The organism is Rhizobium sp. WYCCWR10014, from assembly GCF_001657485.1.
Lineage (GTDB): Bacteria > Pseudomonadota > Alphaproteobacteria > Rhizobiales > Rhizobiaceae > Rhizobium.
Window position 1 is genome coordinate 188,907 of the sequence record NZ_LXFU01000035.1, and the last position, 15,660, is coordinate 204,566.

The following is a 15,660-nucleotide window of genomic DNA, read 5'->3' on the forward strand; positions in this document are numbered from 1 at the left end:
CCCCCCGGCCCTAACCTTCGGCCTTAAATTCCGGCGGGCCGCCGCAGATCCAGCGTCAGCGGGAATTCAAGCGAACCCGTCTCGGCGCGCGGGATATAACCGCCCGCCGTATGTCCCCACGGCTCGAAGCGGGCGAGCCGCCTTGCTTCCGCCTCGTTGCCGTTGACCGGGAAGGTGTCATAGGTCCGGCCGCCCGGATGGGCAACATGATAGATGCAGCCACCGATCGAACGCTTCGACCATGTATCATAAATGTCAAAAGTCAAAGGCGTGTTGATCGGCAGAACGGGATGCAGACCGGAGGACGGCTGCCACGCCTTGTAACGGACGCCGGTGACCGACACGCCAGCGGTGCCGGTCGGCGTCAGCGGCAGGGTGCGGCCATTGCAGGTGACGGTGTAACGCGCGGTATTGCTGGTTTCGAGCCGCACCTGAAGACGTTCGACGGAGCTGTCGACGTAGCGGACGGTGCCGCCCGGCGCACCTTCCTCGCCCATCACATGCCATGGCTCCAGCGCCTGGCGCAGTTCCAGCTTCGAGCCCTCGTATTCGACTTCGCCGCAGAAGGGGAAGCGGAATTCGAGCTGGGCCTTGAACCATTCCGGGCTGACGTCGAAGCCGTTTTCGCGAAGGTCGGCAAGCACGTCGAGGAAATCGGCCCAGACGAAATGCGGCAGCATGAAGCGATCGTGCAGGGTCGTGCCCCAGCGGACGAATTTGCCGTCGACCGGGTTGACCCAGAAGCGGGCGATCAGCGCCCGCACCAGCAATTGCTGGGCAAGCGACATGCGCGCGTTCGGCGGCATCTCGAAGCCACGGAACTCGATGAGGCCGAGCCGTCCGGTCGGGCCGTCGGGCGAGAACAGCTTGTCGATGCAGATCTCGGCGCGGTGGGTGTTGCCGGTGACATCGGTCAAAAGGTTGCGGAACAGGCGGTCGACGAGCCAGGGCAGCGGCTGCTGGCCGCGGCCGGGAGCTCCGATCTGCGCCATGGCAATCTCCAACTCGTAGAGAGTGTCGTGGCGAGCCTCGTCGATGCGCGGCGCCTGACTGGTCGGGCCGATGAACATGCCGGAGAAGAGGTAGGAAAGCGAGGGATGGCGCTGCCAGTGGAGGATCACGCTCTTCAAGAGGTCGGGACGGCGCAGGAATGGGCTGTTGTTCGGATTGGCCGCGCCTACGACGACATGGTTGCCGCCGCCGGTGCCGGTATGGCGACCGTCGATCATGAACTTGTCGGCGCCGAGCCGGGTGGCGCGGGCCTCCTCGTAGATCGCCGTGGTGATGTCGACGCAGTCCTTCCAGTTCGAGGCCGGATGAATGTTGACCTCGATGACCCCGGGATCCGGGGCGACGCGAATGACGTTGATGCGCTCGTCCTGCGGCGGCGGATAACCCTCGATATGGACGGGAAGCTTGAGCTCGGTGGCGGCATTTTCGGCTGCGGCGATCAGCTCGAGATAATCCTCGATGCGTTCGACCGGCGGCATGAAGACGCAGAGCCTGCCGTCGCGCGGCTCGACCGACATGGCGGTGCGCACGGCGCCGCGGAGTTCGCCGAGCGTCTGTTCGATCCGGCCGCGATTGCTCTCGTCGGCATGGAAAGAGGCTTCCGGCATGGCCCGGCCGGCCGGTACGAAGACATCCGGCAGCGGTTCGCGCGGGATCGTCGGATCGGCCGGGTGGATATAGGGATAACGCGCCGGGGGAACATAGGGCAGCGTGCCGAGCGGCAGGCGGTAACCGATCGGACTGTCGCCCGGGACGAGGAAGATCTTGCCGCGGCGGGTGCGCCATTTCTCGCTGACCCAGACTCGGCTTTCGGCTGCTTTGGCGTTCCACGCCTGGACAGGAAGGATGTAACCGGTCGCGACGGTCAGGCCGCGGGCGAAGACGCGGGCGATGCGGTTGCGTTCCTCAGGATCCTTCAGCTTCGAATTCGCCGGATCGACATTTTCGGGAAGGTTGCCTTCCTTGATGATCCAGTCGGCCGGATCTTCATAGGCGGGCTGCACCATGTCAGGCTTGATCGCCAGTTCCTTAGCGATTGCCGTCAGGAGCTTCTCGGCATCCTCGGCGGTGACGCCGGTATCCTTGCCTTCGGCGGCGACCAGATCGAGGTTCTGCCAGACCGGCTTGCCGTCGCGGCGCCAGTAGAGCGAGAAGGTCCAGCGCGGCAGGCTTTCGCCCGGATACCATTTGCCCTGGCCGTAATGCAGGAAACCGCCGGGGGCGAAGCGTTCTTGCAGCTTGCGGATCAGGATGTCGGCCTTTTCGCGCTTGGTCGGGCCGACCGCGGCGGTGTTCCACTCCTCGGACTGGAAATCGTCGATCGAAACGAAGGTCGGCTCGCCGCCCATCGTCAGATGCACGTCCTCGGCTTCGAGGACGCGGTCGACCTTCTCGCCGAGTTCGTTGAGCTCCTCCCAGCTTTCATCGGAGAAGGGCTTGGTGATGCGCGGGTGCTCGGCGACGCGCGAGACCTTCATGTCGAAGGCGAATTCGGTTTCGGCCTCTCCGAAATAACCGCCGGAAATCGGAGCGGCGGTGCGGTAATGCGGCGTGGCGGCAAGCGGGATGTGGCTTTCGCCGGTCAGCAGGCCGGACGTCGGATCGAGGCCGACCCAGCCGGCGCCGGGCAGATAGACCTCGGCCCAGGCGTGCAGGTCGGTGAAATCGACTTCGGTGCCGGAGGGACCGTCGAGCGCCTTCAGGTCCGGCGTCAGCTGGATGAGGTAGCCGGAGACGAAGCGGGCGGCAAGGCCGAGATGGCGAAGGATCTGGACGAGCAGCCAGCTGGTGTCGCGACAGGAGCCCTTGGCGCTTTCCAGCGTTTCTTCAGGCGTCTGCACGCCGGTTTCCATGCGGATGACATAGCCGATCTGCCGCTGCAGGCGGGCATTCAGACCGACGACCATGTCGACCGTCGGCTGGTCGGGCGACCAGTCGAGCGTCGGCAGCAGCGCCTTGAGGCGCGGACCGGCCGGCTCCGGCGTCATGTAGATCGACAGATCCTCCTGGATCGTTTCAGGGTATCCGAAGGGCCACTTGGTTGCCTCTTCCTCGACGAAGAAGTCGAAGGGATTGTAGACCGTCATGTCGGCGACGAGATCGACCTCGATCTTGAACTCCGTCACCGGATCCGGAAAGACGTAGCGGGCAAGGTAATTGCCGTATGGATCCTGCTGCAGGTTGACGAAATGGTTGGAGGGCGTGACCTTCAGCGAGTGGCTGAGCACCCGTGTCTTCGAATGCGAGGCAGGTTTCAGTCTGATGATCTGTGGGCCGAGGCGGACCGGCCTGTCATAGGTGTAATGCGTCAGATGATAGATGCTGGCTTTGATCGACATATTTCTCTTTTTATCCGGCTCGCATCGTCGTGCGGCTTGCTGTTCCCGAAATCAGTGTGTGCAATGCAGCGAAAGAAAGCAAGGCGGAAAGGTCGACGGTTTTTACGCTGCCTTGGCAAAGGTAACCGCCGCCTTCAGGCCCTTGCCGTCCGTACCCGGCTCCAGCGTCAGGGCGGCATTGAAAAGATTGGCGATTTCTTCGACGATCGGCAGGCCGAGGCCGGCGCCGGGCGCACCCGACTCATTGCCGCGCGAAAAGCGCCGGCGCACCGCCTCCAGCTTCTCGGGCGGAATGCCGGGACCGTTGTCTTCGACTTCGAGGCGGATCGTCTCGGACGCGGCGATGATACGAACGGTGACCTCAGCTCCCTTGCCGGCATAGGCGATGGCATTGCCGGCAAGGTTGCGCAGCATTTCGCCGATCAGCAGCGGCTCGGCGCGGACCATTGCCGGGCTCTCGCCCTCGAAGCCGAGATCGATGCCGGCGACGGCGGCCGTCGGGATCTGCTCGCCGGTGATTTCCTGGGCGATGGCGGCGAGATCGATGGCGGAAGCGGTCAGCGCCTCCTTAGCAGTGGCAGCGTCGATCTTGGCCATCAGGAGAAGCTGGGCAAGGATGCGCTCGGCGTGCGCTACCGCCTGGTCGCCCTTCAGTGCTGCCGTCTGCGCCTCATCAAGCGAGCCGGCACGGGCGGAAAGGGCGAGCTGGGTGCGGATGATCGCCAGCGGGGTGCGCAACTGATGGCTGGCATTGCCGGTGAAATGGCGGAGCGCATCGAGCGCCGATTGCAGGCGGACCATGAAGGAATTTACCGTATCGACCAGCGGCTCGACCTCGCTCGGCACGGTCTGCTTAATCGGATGCAGGTCATCGGGGCTGCGTTCGCCGATGGCGTCGCCGAGCTTGTAGAGCGGGCGCAGAGCCACCGTGACCGAGATCCAGACGATAACGGCCGCGCCCGCGATCATGAAGGCGAGACGGAGTGCGGATCGGACGAGGATCGCCTGCGCCAACTGCCGGCGGGCGATGGTGGTTTCGGCGACCGTCACCACGAAGGGCACGGAGCGGATGCCCGTCGAGGCCGAGCGCTCGAGTGTGGCGATGCGGATCGGCTCGCCGCGGAAGCTATCGTCGGCGAAGGCGGCGGCATCGCCCGGCGTCTTCTTGAGGACCGGCAGAGACTGGTAGCCGGTGATGAATTGGCCCGGCGGGCCGTCGACGCGATAGAAGACGCGATCCTGCGCGGCCGAAGTCAGCATCTCAAGTGCAACATAGGGGATATCGACCTGCAGCGTGCCGTCCTCGGCGACGACGACGCGCTCGGCAATCGCCAGCGCGGAACCGGCGAGCACGCGGTCGGAGACGATATTGGAGGTCTGGACCGCCTCGCGATAGGTATCGGCGAGTGCCAGCGTGCCGATGACGGCGGTGGAGACGAGCAACCAGAAGAGCAGCCGGCGCCTGAGCGAATAGGCGGCTTTCATGAGGCCTCGGGCAGCTTGTCGAGATAATAGCCGATGCCGCGGGCGGTCTTGACGGTCAGGCCGTGCGGCGACAGGCGCTTACGCAGGCGGCTGACATATTGCTCGATGGCGTTTGCGGAAATGTCGTCGTCGAAGGCCGTCAGCGATTGAATGATCGCCTCCTTTGCGACGACCTTGCCGGCCCGCATGAAGAGGATTTCGAGCAGGCCGAGCTCGCGGGCGGGAATATCGAGCGGCGTGGCGCCTGATGAAAAGGTGCGGGAATTGAGATCGAAGGAGATGCCGCCGAAGCCGACTGTCGCCGAGCGCAGCCCGGCCTGGCGGCGCAGCAGCACGCGCACGCGGGCCTCGAATTCGGCAATATCGAAAGGCTTGATCAGATAATCGTCAGCGCCGAGATCGAGCCCCTTCACCCGCTCTTCCGGCGTGCCGCGCGCGGTCAGGATGAGGACGGCCGCCTGGTTCTGCCGGGCGCGCATGGCGCGCAGCACGTCGAGCCCGTCCATCTCTGGCAGGTTGAGGTCGAGGATCACCAGATCGAAATTCTCCGCGGCGATGACCGCATTGGCAGACGCCCCATCATGGACGACATCGACGGCATGGCCCGTGCCGCGCAAGATCGCCGACAGGCCGTCTGCCAGCGCGATATTGTCTTCGGTGAGCAGGATGCGCACGGATGTTTCCCCAGTTTTTCAAGGGAGATTACAGAGATGAAGCAGGGATGTCACAGCGATTTTCAAGCTTACAGCGCCGCGCGTCCTTCAGGCGCGCAAAGGACGCTGTAACACTTTGAAACCACGCATCGTGCTTCGGGCCGATGCGCTACTGAACGGCCGGGAAAAGCTCAACCTCAGCTCCCGGTCCTTTCCATCCGCTCGCGCTGCGTCATCGCGGCGGTGAGCAGTTTCCGGAAGCGGGGATCGTCGCGGATGTTGTCGAGATCGGAATCATTGTCGAACCATTTGATATGGTAGACGGAGCTGTTCGGCAGCAGCTTCTGCAGCAGATCGATCGCCTGGTCGACGTCGCCGAGGACGGAGTAGACGCAAGCGAGATTGTACTGCGCGACGATGTCGTCGGGATCGATGGCGATTGCGCGGTCGGCCCAGTCGCGGGCCCTTGCCGCGTCGCCCATATGGGCAAGCGCCAGCGCGCCGCGATGGGCGGGGCCGGAATTTTCCGGATTGAGGTTGAGGGCGCGTTCGGCACGCAGCAGGCCGAGGCGCGCCCAGTTTTCCGTATCCAGCACCCGGCCGAGCGAGCGATAGGCGGACATCAGATGGATCGGCGAGACGTAGTCATCAGGGCGGATTGCGGCGGCGCGGGTGAAATATTGCACGGATTCGGCGAAGTTTCCGTGCATGAAGAAGAACCGGGCATAGTGGAAATTCGCCTCGAAGAGGTTCGGATCGAGCGCCAATGCACGTTCGAAGGCTGCCGCCGCCCTATCGTCATAGCCGCTCTGATGCAAAGCGAGACCATGGGAGGCGTGGGCTTCTGGAAGGTCAGGATCAAGCGCCAGGGCGCGGGCGCTCATGTCGAGGATGCGCCTTAGCGGCACGTCGTCAGGCGCCCAATCGCGGATCGCCGCGTCGCAATCGGCGATGCCGGCATAGGCGCGGGCATAATCCGGATCGAGCTCGACCGCCTTGCAGAACATGCGTCTTGCGAGTTGGAGATAGGATTTGGTCCAGGTGTGGGAGAGCTGGCGGCCCCTGAGGTAATAGGTATAGGCCTCGACATTGGCGGTCGGCTCAGTCGCAATCGCCTTCTTCTCTTCGGGCAGCAGACGCACCTTCAACTGGCCGACGATCGCATGGGTGATCTCGTCCTGGATGGCGAAGATGTCGGTCATGTCGCGGTCGTAACGCTCAGCCCAGAGATGGTCGCCATTGGCGGTGTCGATCAACTGGCCGGAAATGCGCACGCGATTGCCGACGATGCGCACACTTCCCTCGAGCACGTAGCGCACACCAAGCTCCTGGGCGAGCCGCTTCACTTTCACCGATATGCCCTTGTAGGTGAAAATGGTGTTGCGCGGCACGACGTGCAGGCTGGAGATCTTGGAGAGATCGGTGATGATGTCTTCGGTGATGCCGTCGGAGAAATAATCCTGATCAGCATCGCCGCTCATATTGGTGAAGGGCAGCACGGCGATGAAGCAGGTATTGCGGTTCTGCGCCACCAATCTGGCGGAGGAAGGTGGCGCCAAGCTGACGGTATAGACCTGAACGGGCTGCCTGATGTTCTTCAGCATATGTTCGCCGATGAATTCGAAGCCAAGATTGAGCCGCGAACCGACCTGGTCGCGCACGGAGGCCGACACGGCGATGCCGCCCGGCGCTGCGATACGCTCAAGCCTGGCGGCGAGATTGACGCCGTCTCCGAATATGTCGCCGTTCTCAACCACGACGTCGCCGAGATTGATGCCGATACGGAATTCGACGCGCTCGTCCTTGGGAACGTTCTCGTTACGGGCCGCCATGCTGCGCTGGATTTCGGCGGCACAGGCGACCGCATTCACCACGCTCTGGAATTCCGCAAGGATGCCGTCGCCGGTGAGCTTGACGATCCGGCCCTTGTAGTCTGAAATACGAATGTCGACCAGCTCGCAGCGATGGCGGTTCAGCGCCTGCAACGTGCCGGATTCATCGATGCCCATCAGTCGGCTGTAGCCGACGACGTCTGCAGCAAGAATAGCGCTCAGTCGTCGTTCCATGACCCCTCCCATGGATCTTCCCAGATTAGTCTAGCTATTTATAGAGTTTTTGTCGCGTAGAGTCGTCCCCCGAATAAGAAATTCGGGCGGTTTCGAGGTTTTGACGCGGCAGCGCGACCATATAACGTCGTCGATCTTCATCAATACTCTATATGGGTGAAGGATGGAGCCAATCCCTAATCCTTTGTGATGAAAAGGCGATTCGTATCGGAGAAAAGCGGAGTGTTCTGCTTTGGTCGATACTTTCGGTATCTGCATCATGAGACCGATCAGCGATCGATTTAACGCTTGAGCCGCACCCAGGCATGGCTTGGAAGACGAATCGCGAGGCTATCCAACGTGGGTATGCAATGTGATTCGCGGTTGCTTCGGCGATTGCCGTGAGGCCAGCGAAGGGTATTGTGGCGACGTTTCATGCCCTACGGAGATTTTGGATGACAGGTTCGGCCCGGAATTTTCTGGAGTTTCATGATATTCCGGAGGCTGAGCTTCGATCGATTGTCGCTCGCGCTGGCGAGCTCGCCGAAGCCTGGGATAAGCGCGCGTTGCCGCAAAGCCTTGCGGGCAAACGCGTGGCGCTGATTGTCGATGACGGCGGCTGGCGCAATACGACCGCCTTCGATCTCGGCATCCAGGCGATGGGCGGTATCTGCGTGCATGTGCCGATCGGCTTCAATACCAGGGAGGAAACCGGCGATCTCTCGGGTTATCTCGGCAACTGGTTCGACATGCTGGTGATCCGTACGAAGGAGTTTGCGACATTGAAGGCGGTGGCGGCGGCCTCGCCGGTGCCCGTCATCAATGCGCGCACACGCTCCAATCACCCTTGCGAGACGCTTGGCGACCTTGCTTATATCAAGAGCCGGCGCGGCTCGATCGATGGGTTGAAGGTCGTTGGCGTGGCGGCGGACGCGAATATCCTCCGCTCCTGGGCCGAAGCGTCGATCGCATTGCCGATCGAGGTGGTGCAGGTCTATCCCGAACGCTGGCATATAAGTGACGCCGCGCTGTTCAACGGGCGCTTCCGCGTGAGTACCGATATGGGCGAGCTATCGGACGCCGACGTCGTCATCACCGATTCATGGCCGGGCGATGGCCCCTCGGACGCACTCGTCAGCTACCGGATCGGGGCCGATGTGCTCGACCGTTTGCGGGAGGAAGCAATCTTCCTGCCGTGTCCGCCGGTTACGCGCGGCCAGGAGGTGACGGCCCAGGCGATGGAGCATCCGCGCTGCCTGAGCCGCGCCGCCAAGGCTTTTCTGCTGCACGCGCAGAATGCGCTGATGGAGTGGCTCGCCGCCTAGTTCCAGCCTTCGATCTCCACCACGCAGCATGTTCATGATAAAAGCGGCGAGGGATTGGGAGGTTTGGCAGATGGGAGAGTTGACGATCGAGCTCGCGAAAAGTCCAGGAGAGATCGCTGCCGTGCGTGATCTCTGCCGATCGTTCCGGCAATGGCTCTATGACAATTACACCCAGCATCGGCCGCTGATCGATCTCTATTACAATCCGAAAAAGTTCGAAGCGCTGCTTGCCGCCCTGCCTCAGATTCACGAAAGACCGAAGGGTGCGATCTTCCTGGCGCGGCTCGGTGGAGAACCTGTCGGCTGCGTCATGCATCAAGAGCAAGCGCCAGGCATTGCCGAGATGAAAAGACTTTTCGTCTCAGCGGCGGGACGCGGTCGCGGTGTCGCGGCGGCACTCTGCGAGGCATCGATGGCAAAGGCAAAAGCCGATGGCTACCTCTCGATGCGGCTCGATACCGGCATTCTGCAGACGGCAGCGCAGGGGCTCTATCGCCGCCTCGGCTTTCGCGAACGGGATGCCTATTATCCGGTCCCGCCGGAACTCGAGCAGATCCTGCTGTTCTTCGAGCGCGATCTCTGATCCCGCAAAACAGGCAGCGGGGCCACCGTCTGGCCGGCGCCCTTGCTCCTCCTGGCGCGCTCGGGCATTGTTGCTGCATGAGGAGAGTTTTCATCTTGCTGCTGGCGCTCTGGCCGGGCTTTGCCCTGGCCGATCAGGTGTTCTATCCGGCAAAATCCGGCAATGCCGATGCGCCGGTACTGACGGTTTATTCTTCGCTCGACGAGCCGTTGGCGCAGCCGATGATCCGGGGTTTCCTGGAGGCCAATCCCGATGTCGCGGTCAAATATGAGGACATGCTGACCGGCGACATCTACGACCGGATCGTCAAGGAGACGGATGCCGGCAAGAAGACGGCGGATTTCGCCTTCTCCTCGGCGATGGACCTGCAGGTGAAGCTTTCCAACGACGGATATGCGCAGGTCAGCAATCTGCCGATGAGTGCTGCATGGCCGAAATGGGCGAACTGGCGCAACACCGCCTATGCGCTCACCTTCGAGCCGGCGGTGTTCGTCTATCACAAGCCGAGCTTTGCGCATGAGCCGGTGCCGAGTTCGCGGGCTGAATTCGTCGATTATCTGAAGCGCAAGGGCAACGAGGTCTATGGGCGGATCGGCACCTACGACATCGAGCGTTCCGGCGTCGGCTTTCTCTTCATGGCGCGCGACCAGGAGCAGTTCGGCGACATCTGGTCGGTGATCGGGGCGATGGGGGCTGCCGGCGTCAAGCTTTATTCGACGAGTTCGGCGATCCTCGAACGCGTTGCCGACGGGCGCTTCGTGCTCGGCTACAATATTCTCGGTTCCTATGCGGCCGACTGGGCCTCGCGCTATCCCGATGTCGGCATCGTGCTGCCGAAGGATTATACGGTGGTGATGTCGCGGATCGGGCTGGTGCCGCAGGCCGCCGCCGATCCGGAGCTCGGTCGGCGTTACCTCACCTTCTTCATGTCGAGGGAAGGGCAGACGATCATGGCGCGCGAGCTGCAGATCCCGGCCGTCAGCCCCGAGGTCGCGGGGGAGAATACCGCCAATACGCTGCAGGAACTGCTCGGCGCCCAACTGCGGCCGGTGCCGGTCAGCCCCGGGCTGATGGTCTATCTCGACCAGGTGAAACGGGCGCGGCTGATCGCGCACTGGAACGAAGTTCTGCGGATGCAGTGAAGCGTCAGCTTTCGGCGGGCTGGCTCTCCTTGAGAGCTTTGGGTCGCTGCGCCCGTAGCTCTCGTCAGAAAGGCTCGCGGCCATGCTTCACGGCGGCCAGCGGTGCTGGCCATGCGGCAGCGAAGGACCGGAATGAAGCCGCGTCCGCCAATTACGGCAAAAAAGTGTCTTCTCCGTCTGGATATCTCGCCGATGTCAGCTAAATGACAGGTTGTTGTGGTCGCTTTGGCTACTTCTTCTCCGTGGAGGCGGAGAGCTGAAGCCTTGGGAGGTATTCCGCTCGTCATTCAGGACGCTTGCGTCCGCTGGCCGGCCCATTCCTCCCGATTCCCAGAGAACAACAGGTGGTCTGCTCAGCCGCCACGGAGGACACATCGTGAAGCATACGTTCATCGCAACTCTTTTCGCAGCGACTATCGCGCTGCCGGCCTATGCGGCCGATTACACCATCATCGCGCCGGCTGCTCCCGGCGGCGGCTGGGACCAGACGGCCCGCTCGCTGCAGACCGCGTTGCAGCAGGAGAAGATCTCCGGCAATGTGCAGGTCCAGAACGTCCCGGGCGCCGGCGGCACCATCGGCCTTGCGCAGTTCAGCAGCCAGGCTTCCGGCAACCCGAATTCGCTGATCGTCGGCGGCTATGTCATGGTCGGCGCGATCCTCACCAACAAGTCGCCCGTCACGCTCAAGGATGTCACGCCGATCGCCCGTCTGACCGGCGAGTATGAGGCCGTCGTCGTTCCTGCCGCGTCCGAGATCAAGACGATGGCCGATCTGGTTGCGGCGCTGAAGAAGGATCCGGGCGCGGTTTCCTGGGGCGGCGGTTCTGCCGGCGGCACCGACCATATCGCTGTCGGCCTGATCGCCAAGGCTTCCGGCGTCGATCCGACCAAGATCAACTATGTCGCCTTCTCGGGCGGCGGTGAAGCGCTCGCCGCTATTCTCGGCGGCCAGGTCACGGCCGGCGTCTCGAGCTATAGCGAGTTCGAATCGCAGGTAAAATCCGGCACGCTCCGTCTTCTCGCCGTATCCAGCGAAAAGCGCATCGATGGTGTCGATGCCCCGACACTGAAGGAAGCCGGCACCGACGTCACCATCCAGAACTGGCGCATGGTCGCCGCTGCCCCCGGCCTGTCGGCAGAGCAGGTGGCAGCCGTCACCGCCGATTTCGAGAAGCTGCACAGCTCCGCTACCTGGCAGGAAACGCTGAAGACCAAGGGCTGGGCCGACACCTATCTGTCCGGCGATGCCTTCAAGGCGCAGCTCGAAAAGGATGTCGCGGCCACTGAAGGCATTCTCAAAGACATCGGACTTGTTCAATGAGCGAGGATAACACCTCCTCGGCAACCGAACGCCGCCCTGATTGGGCGGCGTTCATCATTGCCGTTTTCCTCTTCGCCGTCGCCGGCGTGATGGCCTGGGATGCCTTGCATCTGAAAACGATTGCGCAGTACGACCGCATCGGTCCGGCGACCGTGCCTCAAGTGGTGGCATTCGGCCTCTTCTGTCTCGGGATCTGGACCGCCTTCGAAGCCTGGCGCGGCGATTTTCCGGAACGTGACCGGCAGGAAGTCGCACCCGTCATCTGGATCGTCGCCGGTCTTGCCGGCCAGATGCTGCTCCTGCGCGTCGCCGGCTTCTCGATCGCGACCGGAATCCTCTTTGCGCTGACGGCACGCGGCTTCGGCAAACGCAAGCTCTGGATCTCGCTGCCGCTTGGCATCGTCCTCAGCTTCGTCGTCTGGGCGATCTTCTCGCAGCTGCTGCAGCTGACGCTGCCGGCCGGCCCGCTCGAACATCTGTTCTTCTGACCGCGCGGGACGCGCTGTCAGCTCTTTTGATTTTGCGCGGCGCCTGACCCCGAAATCGGATCGTCGGGAACGCCGCTTGGGACACCAAGATGAGCACATTCGAATTCTTATGGCAGGGTATCCTGGTTGCGATGCAGCCGATGAACCTGGTTTATGCGCTGGTCGGCGTGACGCTCGGCACCGCCGTCGGCGTGCTTCCCGGCATCGGCCCGGCACTCACCGTGGCGCTGCTGTTGCCCGTCACCTACAAGCTCGATCCCGGCGGCTCGCTGATCATGTTCGCCGGCATTTATTACGGCGGCATGTATGGCGGTTCGACGACCTCGATCCTGCTCAACACGCCGGGTGAAAGCGCCTCGATCGTCACCGCGCTCGAGGGCAACAAGATGGCGCGCGCCGGGCGCGGCGGACCGGCGCTGGCGACAGCGGCGATCGGCTCCTTCGTCGCCGGCCTGATCGCGACGCTCGGGCTTGCCTTCATCGCTCCCTATATCGTCAAGCTGGCGCTGGTCTTCGGGCCGCGCGAGTATTTCGCGCTGATGGTGCTTGCCTTCGTCACCGTCTCCTCGGCCTTCGGCGATTCGGCATTGAGAGGGTTGACCTCGCTGTTTATCGGTTTTGCTCTCGCCATGGTCGGCATCGACCAGCAGACGGGGCAGGCCAGGCTTTCCTTCGGCATTCCCGACCTGCTCGACGGTGTCGAAGTGACGACGCTTGCCGTGGCGATGTTTGCGATCGGCGAGACGCTTTATATCGCCGCGCAGGGCAACCGGATCGCGGAGAAGGTCGAGGCGGTCAAGGGTTCGCTCTGGATGACCGCTGAGGACTGGGCGCGTTCGTGGAAGCCCTGGCTGCGCGGCACGCTGATCGGTTTCCCGATCGGCGCGATGCCGGCGGGCGGCGCCGAAATCGGCACTTTCCTCTCCTATGCCACAGAAAAGCGGCTGGCGAAGAACCCGGAGGAATTCGGCCATGGCGCAATCGAAGGGGTGGCCGGTCCCGAGGCGGCGAACAACGCGTCGGCCGCCGGCACGCTGGTGCCGCTTCTGACGCTCGGCCTGCCGACGACGGCGACGGCGGCGATCATGCTTGCCGGCTTCCAGCAATACGGCTTGCAGCCGGGGCCGCTGCTGTTTGCCACCAATCCGCAGCTCGTCTGGGGACTGATCGCCAGCCTGCTCATCGCCAATGCGATGCTTTTGGTGCTGAACCTGCCGATGATCGGGCTCTGGGTGCGGTTGCTGACCATTCCAAAGCCGTGGCTCTATGCCGGCATTCTGCTGTTTGCGACGCTTGGGACGATCGGTGCCAATCCATCCGTGTTCGAGCTCGGCATGCTGCTCACTTTTGGCTTGCTCGGCTATGTGATGCGGCTCTTCGGCTATCCGATCGCACCGACCGTCGTCGGCCTGATCCTCGGGCCGCTTGCCGAACAGCAGCTGCGTCGGGCGCTGGCGATCAGCCAAGGCGACGTCACGACGCTGGTGATGTCGCCGATCGCGGCGGGTCTGCTCATTGTCGCAGCCGCCGCCTTCCTCATCCCGCTGATCCTGCGGCTGCGCGGCAGGGGTCAGGTGCTCTCGCAGCTGGCGGCAAATGAAGACTAGCGCATCAGTACGATGCGGAGATTTCAAAGTATTGGAGCGTCCTTTGTGCGTCTGAACGGACGCATGGCGCTCTAAGAAGAAAAAGACCACCCACCCCCTCTCTCGAGGCTGGCCATGGAGACATGCGCCGGCCTCCTGTTTTTGCATGGCTGAGGTGATTTTCTGAGCATTGTGGCGGTGTATGCGCGATGCCATCTATGGGTAGTCAATCAGAGCAAGAGGAAAAGGGACAATGTCCGCCATCCGCAATTCAGTCCGTACAGGTTTCTTTGGTCGCGCATTCGCCGTGCTTGGTGCCGCAAATGCGGTCAGTGCTGCCGTTGAAGCCGGCCGCCGCCCGCGCGCCAACGACCTCAGGGAACTCGGCATCGACCCGGCCTCCTTCGGTCAGGTCACCCGCTAATACCTTCAAGCCATGCATGAATGAATTAGCCCGCAACCGGATGGTCGCGGGCTTTATTTTTAGCACAAGGGTGCCGCGCACTGCGGCTTCTTGCATCGTCAGGCGCGAAGCTCTTCCCGTTGGGCGCTGTCATCCTCCACTCGTTCACGTCTGTTGTGACGGATGGACGACCAGAGGGACAGGCCGATCAAAGCCGCGCCGCCGAGGCCGGTGATAACTTCGGGGATGTGCACCAGCGTCTGGGCATACATGATCACCGAGAGGATCAGGATGGCGTAGAAGGCGCCATGCTCGAGATAGCGGTATTCGGCAAGCGTTCCCTTCTCCACCAGCATGATCGTCATCGAGCGCACGTACATAGCGCCGATGCCGAGGCCGATCGCGATGACGAAGAGGTTCTGCGTCAGCGCGAAGGCGCCGATGACGCCGTCGAAGGAAAAGCTTGCATCCAGCACCTCCAGATAGATGAAGGCGCCGAGACCGCCCTTGGCGGCGGCACTCATCGTCTTTTGCGAGGCATCGAGCAGCCCGCCAACCACCTCGACCGCGAGGAAGGTGAGCAGGCCGTAGAGGGCGCAGTTGACAAAGACGGTCGCTTCCTCCCCGCCGATCAGCCAGGAGAAAACCAGCATCAGCACCAGCACGACGGCGATTTCGATACCCTTGATGGCGGCCGAACGCGCCATCACCCTTTCCAGGCCGGGAAGCCAGTGGATTTCCTTCTTGTAGTCAAAGAAGTAATTGAGGCCGACCATCATCAGGAAGGTGCCGCCGAAGGCTGCGATCGGCAGATGCGCGTCATTCATGATGCGGGCATATTCGGCCGGCTCGCGTGCGGCAAGCACCAGAGCATCCCAGGGGCCGATCTGTGCCGCGATCGCGACGATCGCCAGCGGGAAGACGATGCGCATGCCGAAGACGGCGATGATGATGCCCCAGGTAAGGAAGCGCTGCTGCCAGACCGGCGTCATCTCCTTCAGCTTGTTGGCGTTGACGATGGCATTATCGAAGGAGAGCGAGATCTCCAGCACCGCAAGCACCGTGCAGATGAAGAAGACGGTCGCCATGCCGCCGATCGTGCCGGTCGTCTGCCAGCCGAGTACCGCGCCGAGAACGAGGCCGAGGGCAGTGACGATGAAAGCCCAGCGGAAATAGCTGAGCGAGGATTTGTGGGTCTGAGGTTGATTCATGGCTGCACCTCGCGGCCGCAAATCGTGTTGACGAGGGTTGATATATTGGAAAAACGCGGCACGCCACA

General features: G+C 62.6%; 12 protein-coding genes. 7 read left to right on the forward strand and 5 right to left on the reverse strand.

Going from position 1 to position 15,660, the window contains the following annotated elements; all coding sequences use genetic code 11:
• Positions 1–23 precede the first annotated feature (23 nt).
• The 4 genes from A6U98_RS15185 to A6U98_RS15200 all read right to left on the reverse strand — a co-directional run bounded on the left by A6U98_RS15185 (position 24) and on the right by A6U98_RS15200 (position 7,554).
• Complete coding sequence (locus A6U98_RS15185; protein WP_064651062.1) at positions 24–3,350, reverse strand: transglutaminase family protein; 3,327 nt, start codon at positions 3,348–3,350, stop codon at positions 24–26.
• Between the two features lie 102 nt (positions 3,351–3,452).
• Positions 3,453–4,835 (reverse strand): sensor histidine kinase, encoded by a 1,383-nt coding sequence (locus A6U98_RS15190; protein WP_064651064.1) that lies wholly within the window; start codon positions 4,833–4,835, stop codon positions 3,453–3,455.
• Positions 4,832–5,509 (reverse strand): response regulator transcription factor, encoded by a 678-nt coding sequence (locus tag A6U98_RS15195; RefSeq protein ID WP_003542898.1) that lies wholly within the window; start codon positions 5,507–5,509, stop codon positions 4,832–4,834. The genes A6U98_RS15190 and A6U98_RS15195 overlap by 4 nt, the downstream gene beginning before the upstream one ends.
• 176 nt (positions 5,510–5,685) lie before the next feature.
• Positions 5,686–7,554, reverse strand: coding sequence for an adenylate/guanylate cyclase domain-containing protein (locus A6U98_RS15200; RefSeq protein ID WP_064651066.1), 1,869 nt, complete (start codon positions 7,552–7,554; stop codon positions 5,686–5,688).
• Positions 7,555–7,988: 434 nt separating this feature from the next.
• Between A6U98_RS15200 and A6U98_RS15205 the strand changes: the two genes are divergently transcribed.
• The 7 genes from A6U98_RS15205 to A6U98_RS37165 all read left to right on the forward strand — a co-directional run bounded on the left by A6U98_RS15205 (position 7,989) and on the right by A6U98_RS37165 (position 14,402).
• Positions 7,989–8,858: an ornithine carbamoyltransferase gene (locus tag A6U98_RS15205; RefSeq protein ID WP_064651068.1), complete on the forward strand. Its 870-nt coding sequence runs from the start codon at positions 7,989–7,991 to the stop codon at positions 8,856–8,858.
• Between the two features lie 70 nt (positions 8,859–8,928).
• The gene (locus A6U98_RS15210; RefSeq protein ID WP_064651070.1) at positions 8,929–9,441 is read left to right on the forward strand and encodes a GNAT family N-acetyltransferase; all 513 of its coding nucleotides are present in this window, start codon (positions 8,929–8,931) and stop codon (positions 9,439–9,441) included.
• Positions 9,442–9,536: 95 nt separating this feature from the next.
• Positions 9,537–10,583, forward strand: coding sequence for an ABC transporter substrate-binding protein (locus A6U98_RS15215; RefSeq protein WP_064651072.1), 1,047 nt, complete (start codon positions 9,537–9,539; stop codon positions 10,581–10,583).
• A 376-nt stretch (positions 10,584–10,959) separates the two neighbouring features.
• On the forward strand, positions 10,960–11,904 hold the full coding sequence (locus A6U98_RS15220; RefSeq protein WP_064651073.1) for a tripartite tricarboxylate transporter substrate binding protein: 945 nt from the start codon (positions 10,960–10,962) through the stop codon (positions 11,902–11,904).
• Positions 11,901–12,392, forward strand: a complete 492-nt coding sequence (locus tag A6U98_RS15225) for a tripartite tricarboxylate transporter TctB family protein (protein WP_064651075.1) — start codon at positions 11,901–11,903, stop codon at positions 12,390–12,392. The genes A6U98_RS15220 and A6U98_RS15225 overlap by 4 nt, the downstream gene beginning before the upstream one ends.
• Before the next feature lie 89 nt (positions 12,393–12,481).
• A complete protein-coding gene (locus tag A6U98_RS15230; protein WP_018243554.1) occupies positions 12,482–13,999 on the forward strand; it encodes a tripartite tricarboxylate transporter permease in 1,518 nt (505 codons plus the stop codon).
• 232 nt (positions 14,000–14,231) lie between these two features.
• Entirely contained in the window at positions 14,232–14,402 is a 171-nt protein-coding gene (locus A6U98_RS37165) for a hypothetical protein (RefSeq protein ID WP_184499760.1), read from the forward strand.
• Between the two features lie 98 nt (positions 14,403–14,500).
• On the opposite strand, the gene A6U98_RS15235 is transcribed toward A6U98_RS37165, so the two are convergent.
• The gene (locus A6U98_RS15235) at positions 14,501–15,592 is read right to left on the reverse strand and encodes a DUF475 domain-containing protein (protein ID WP_064651077.1); all 1,092 of its coding nucleotides are present in this window, start codon (positions 15,590–15,592) and stop codon (positions 14,501–14,503) included.
• Between the last annotated feature and the right edge of the window lie 68 nt (positions 15,593–15,660).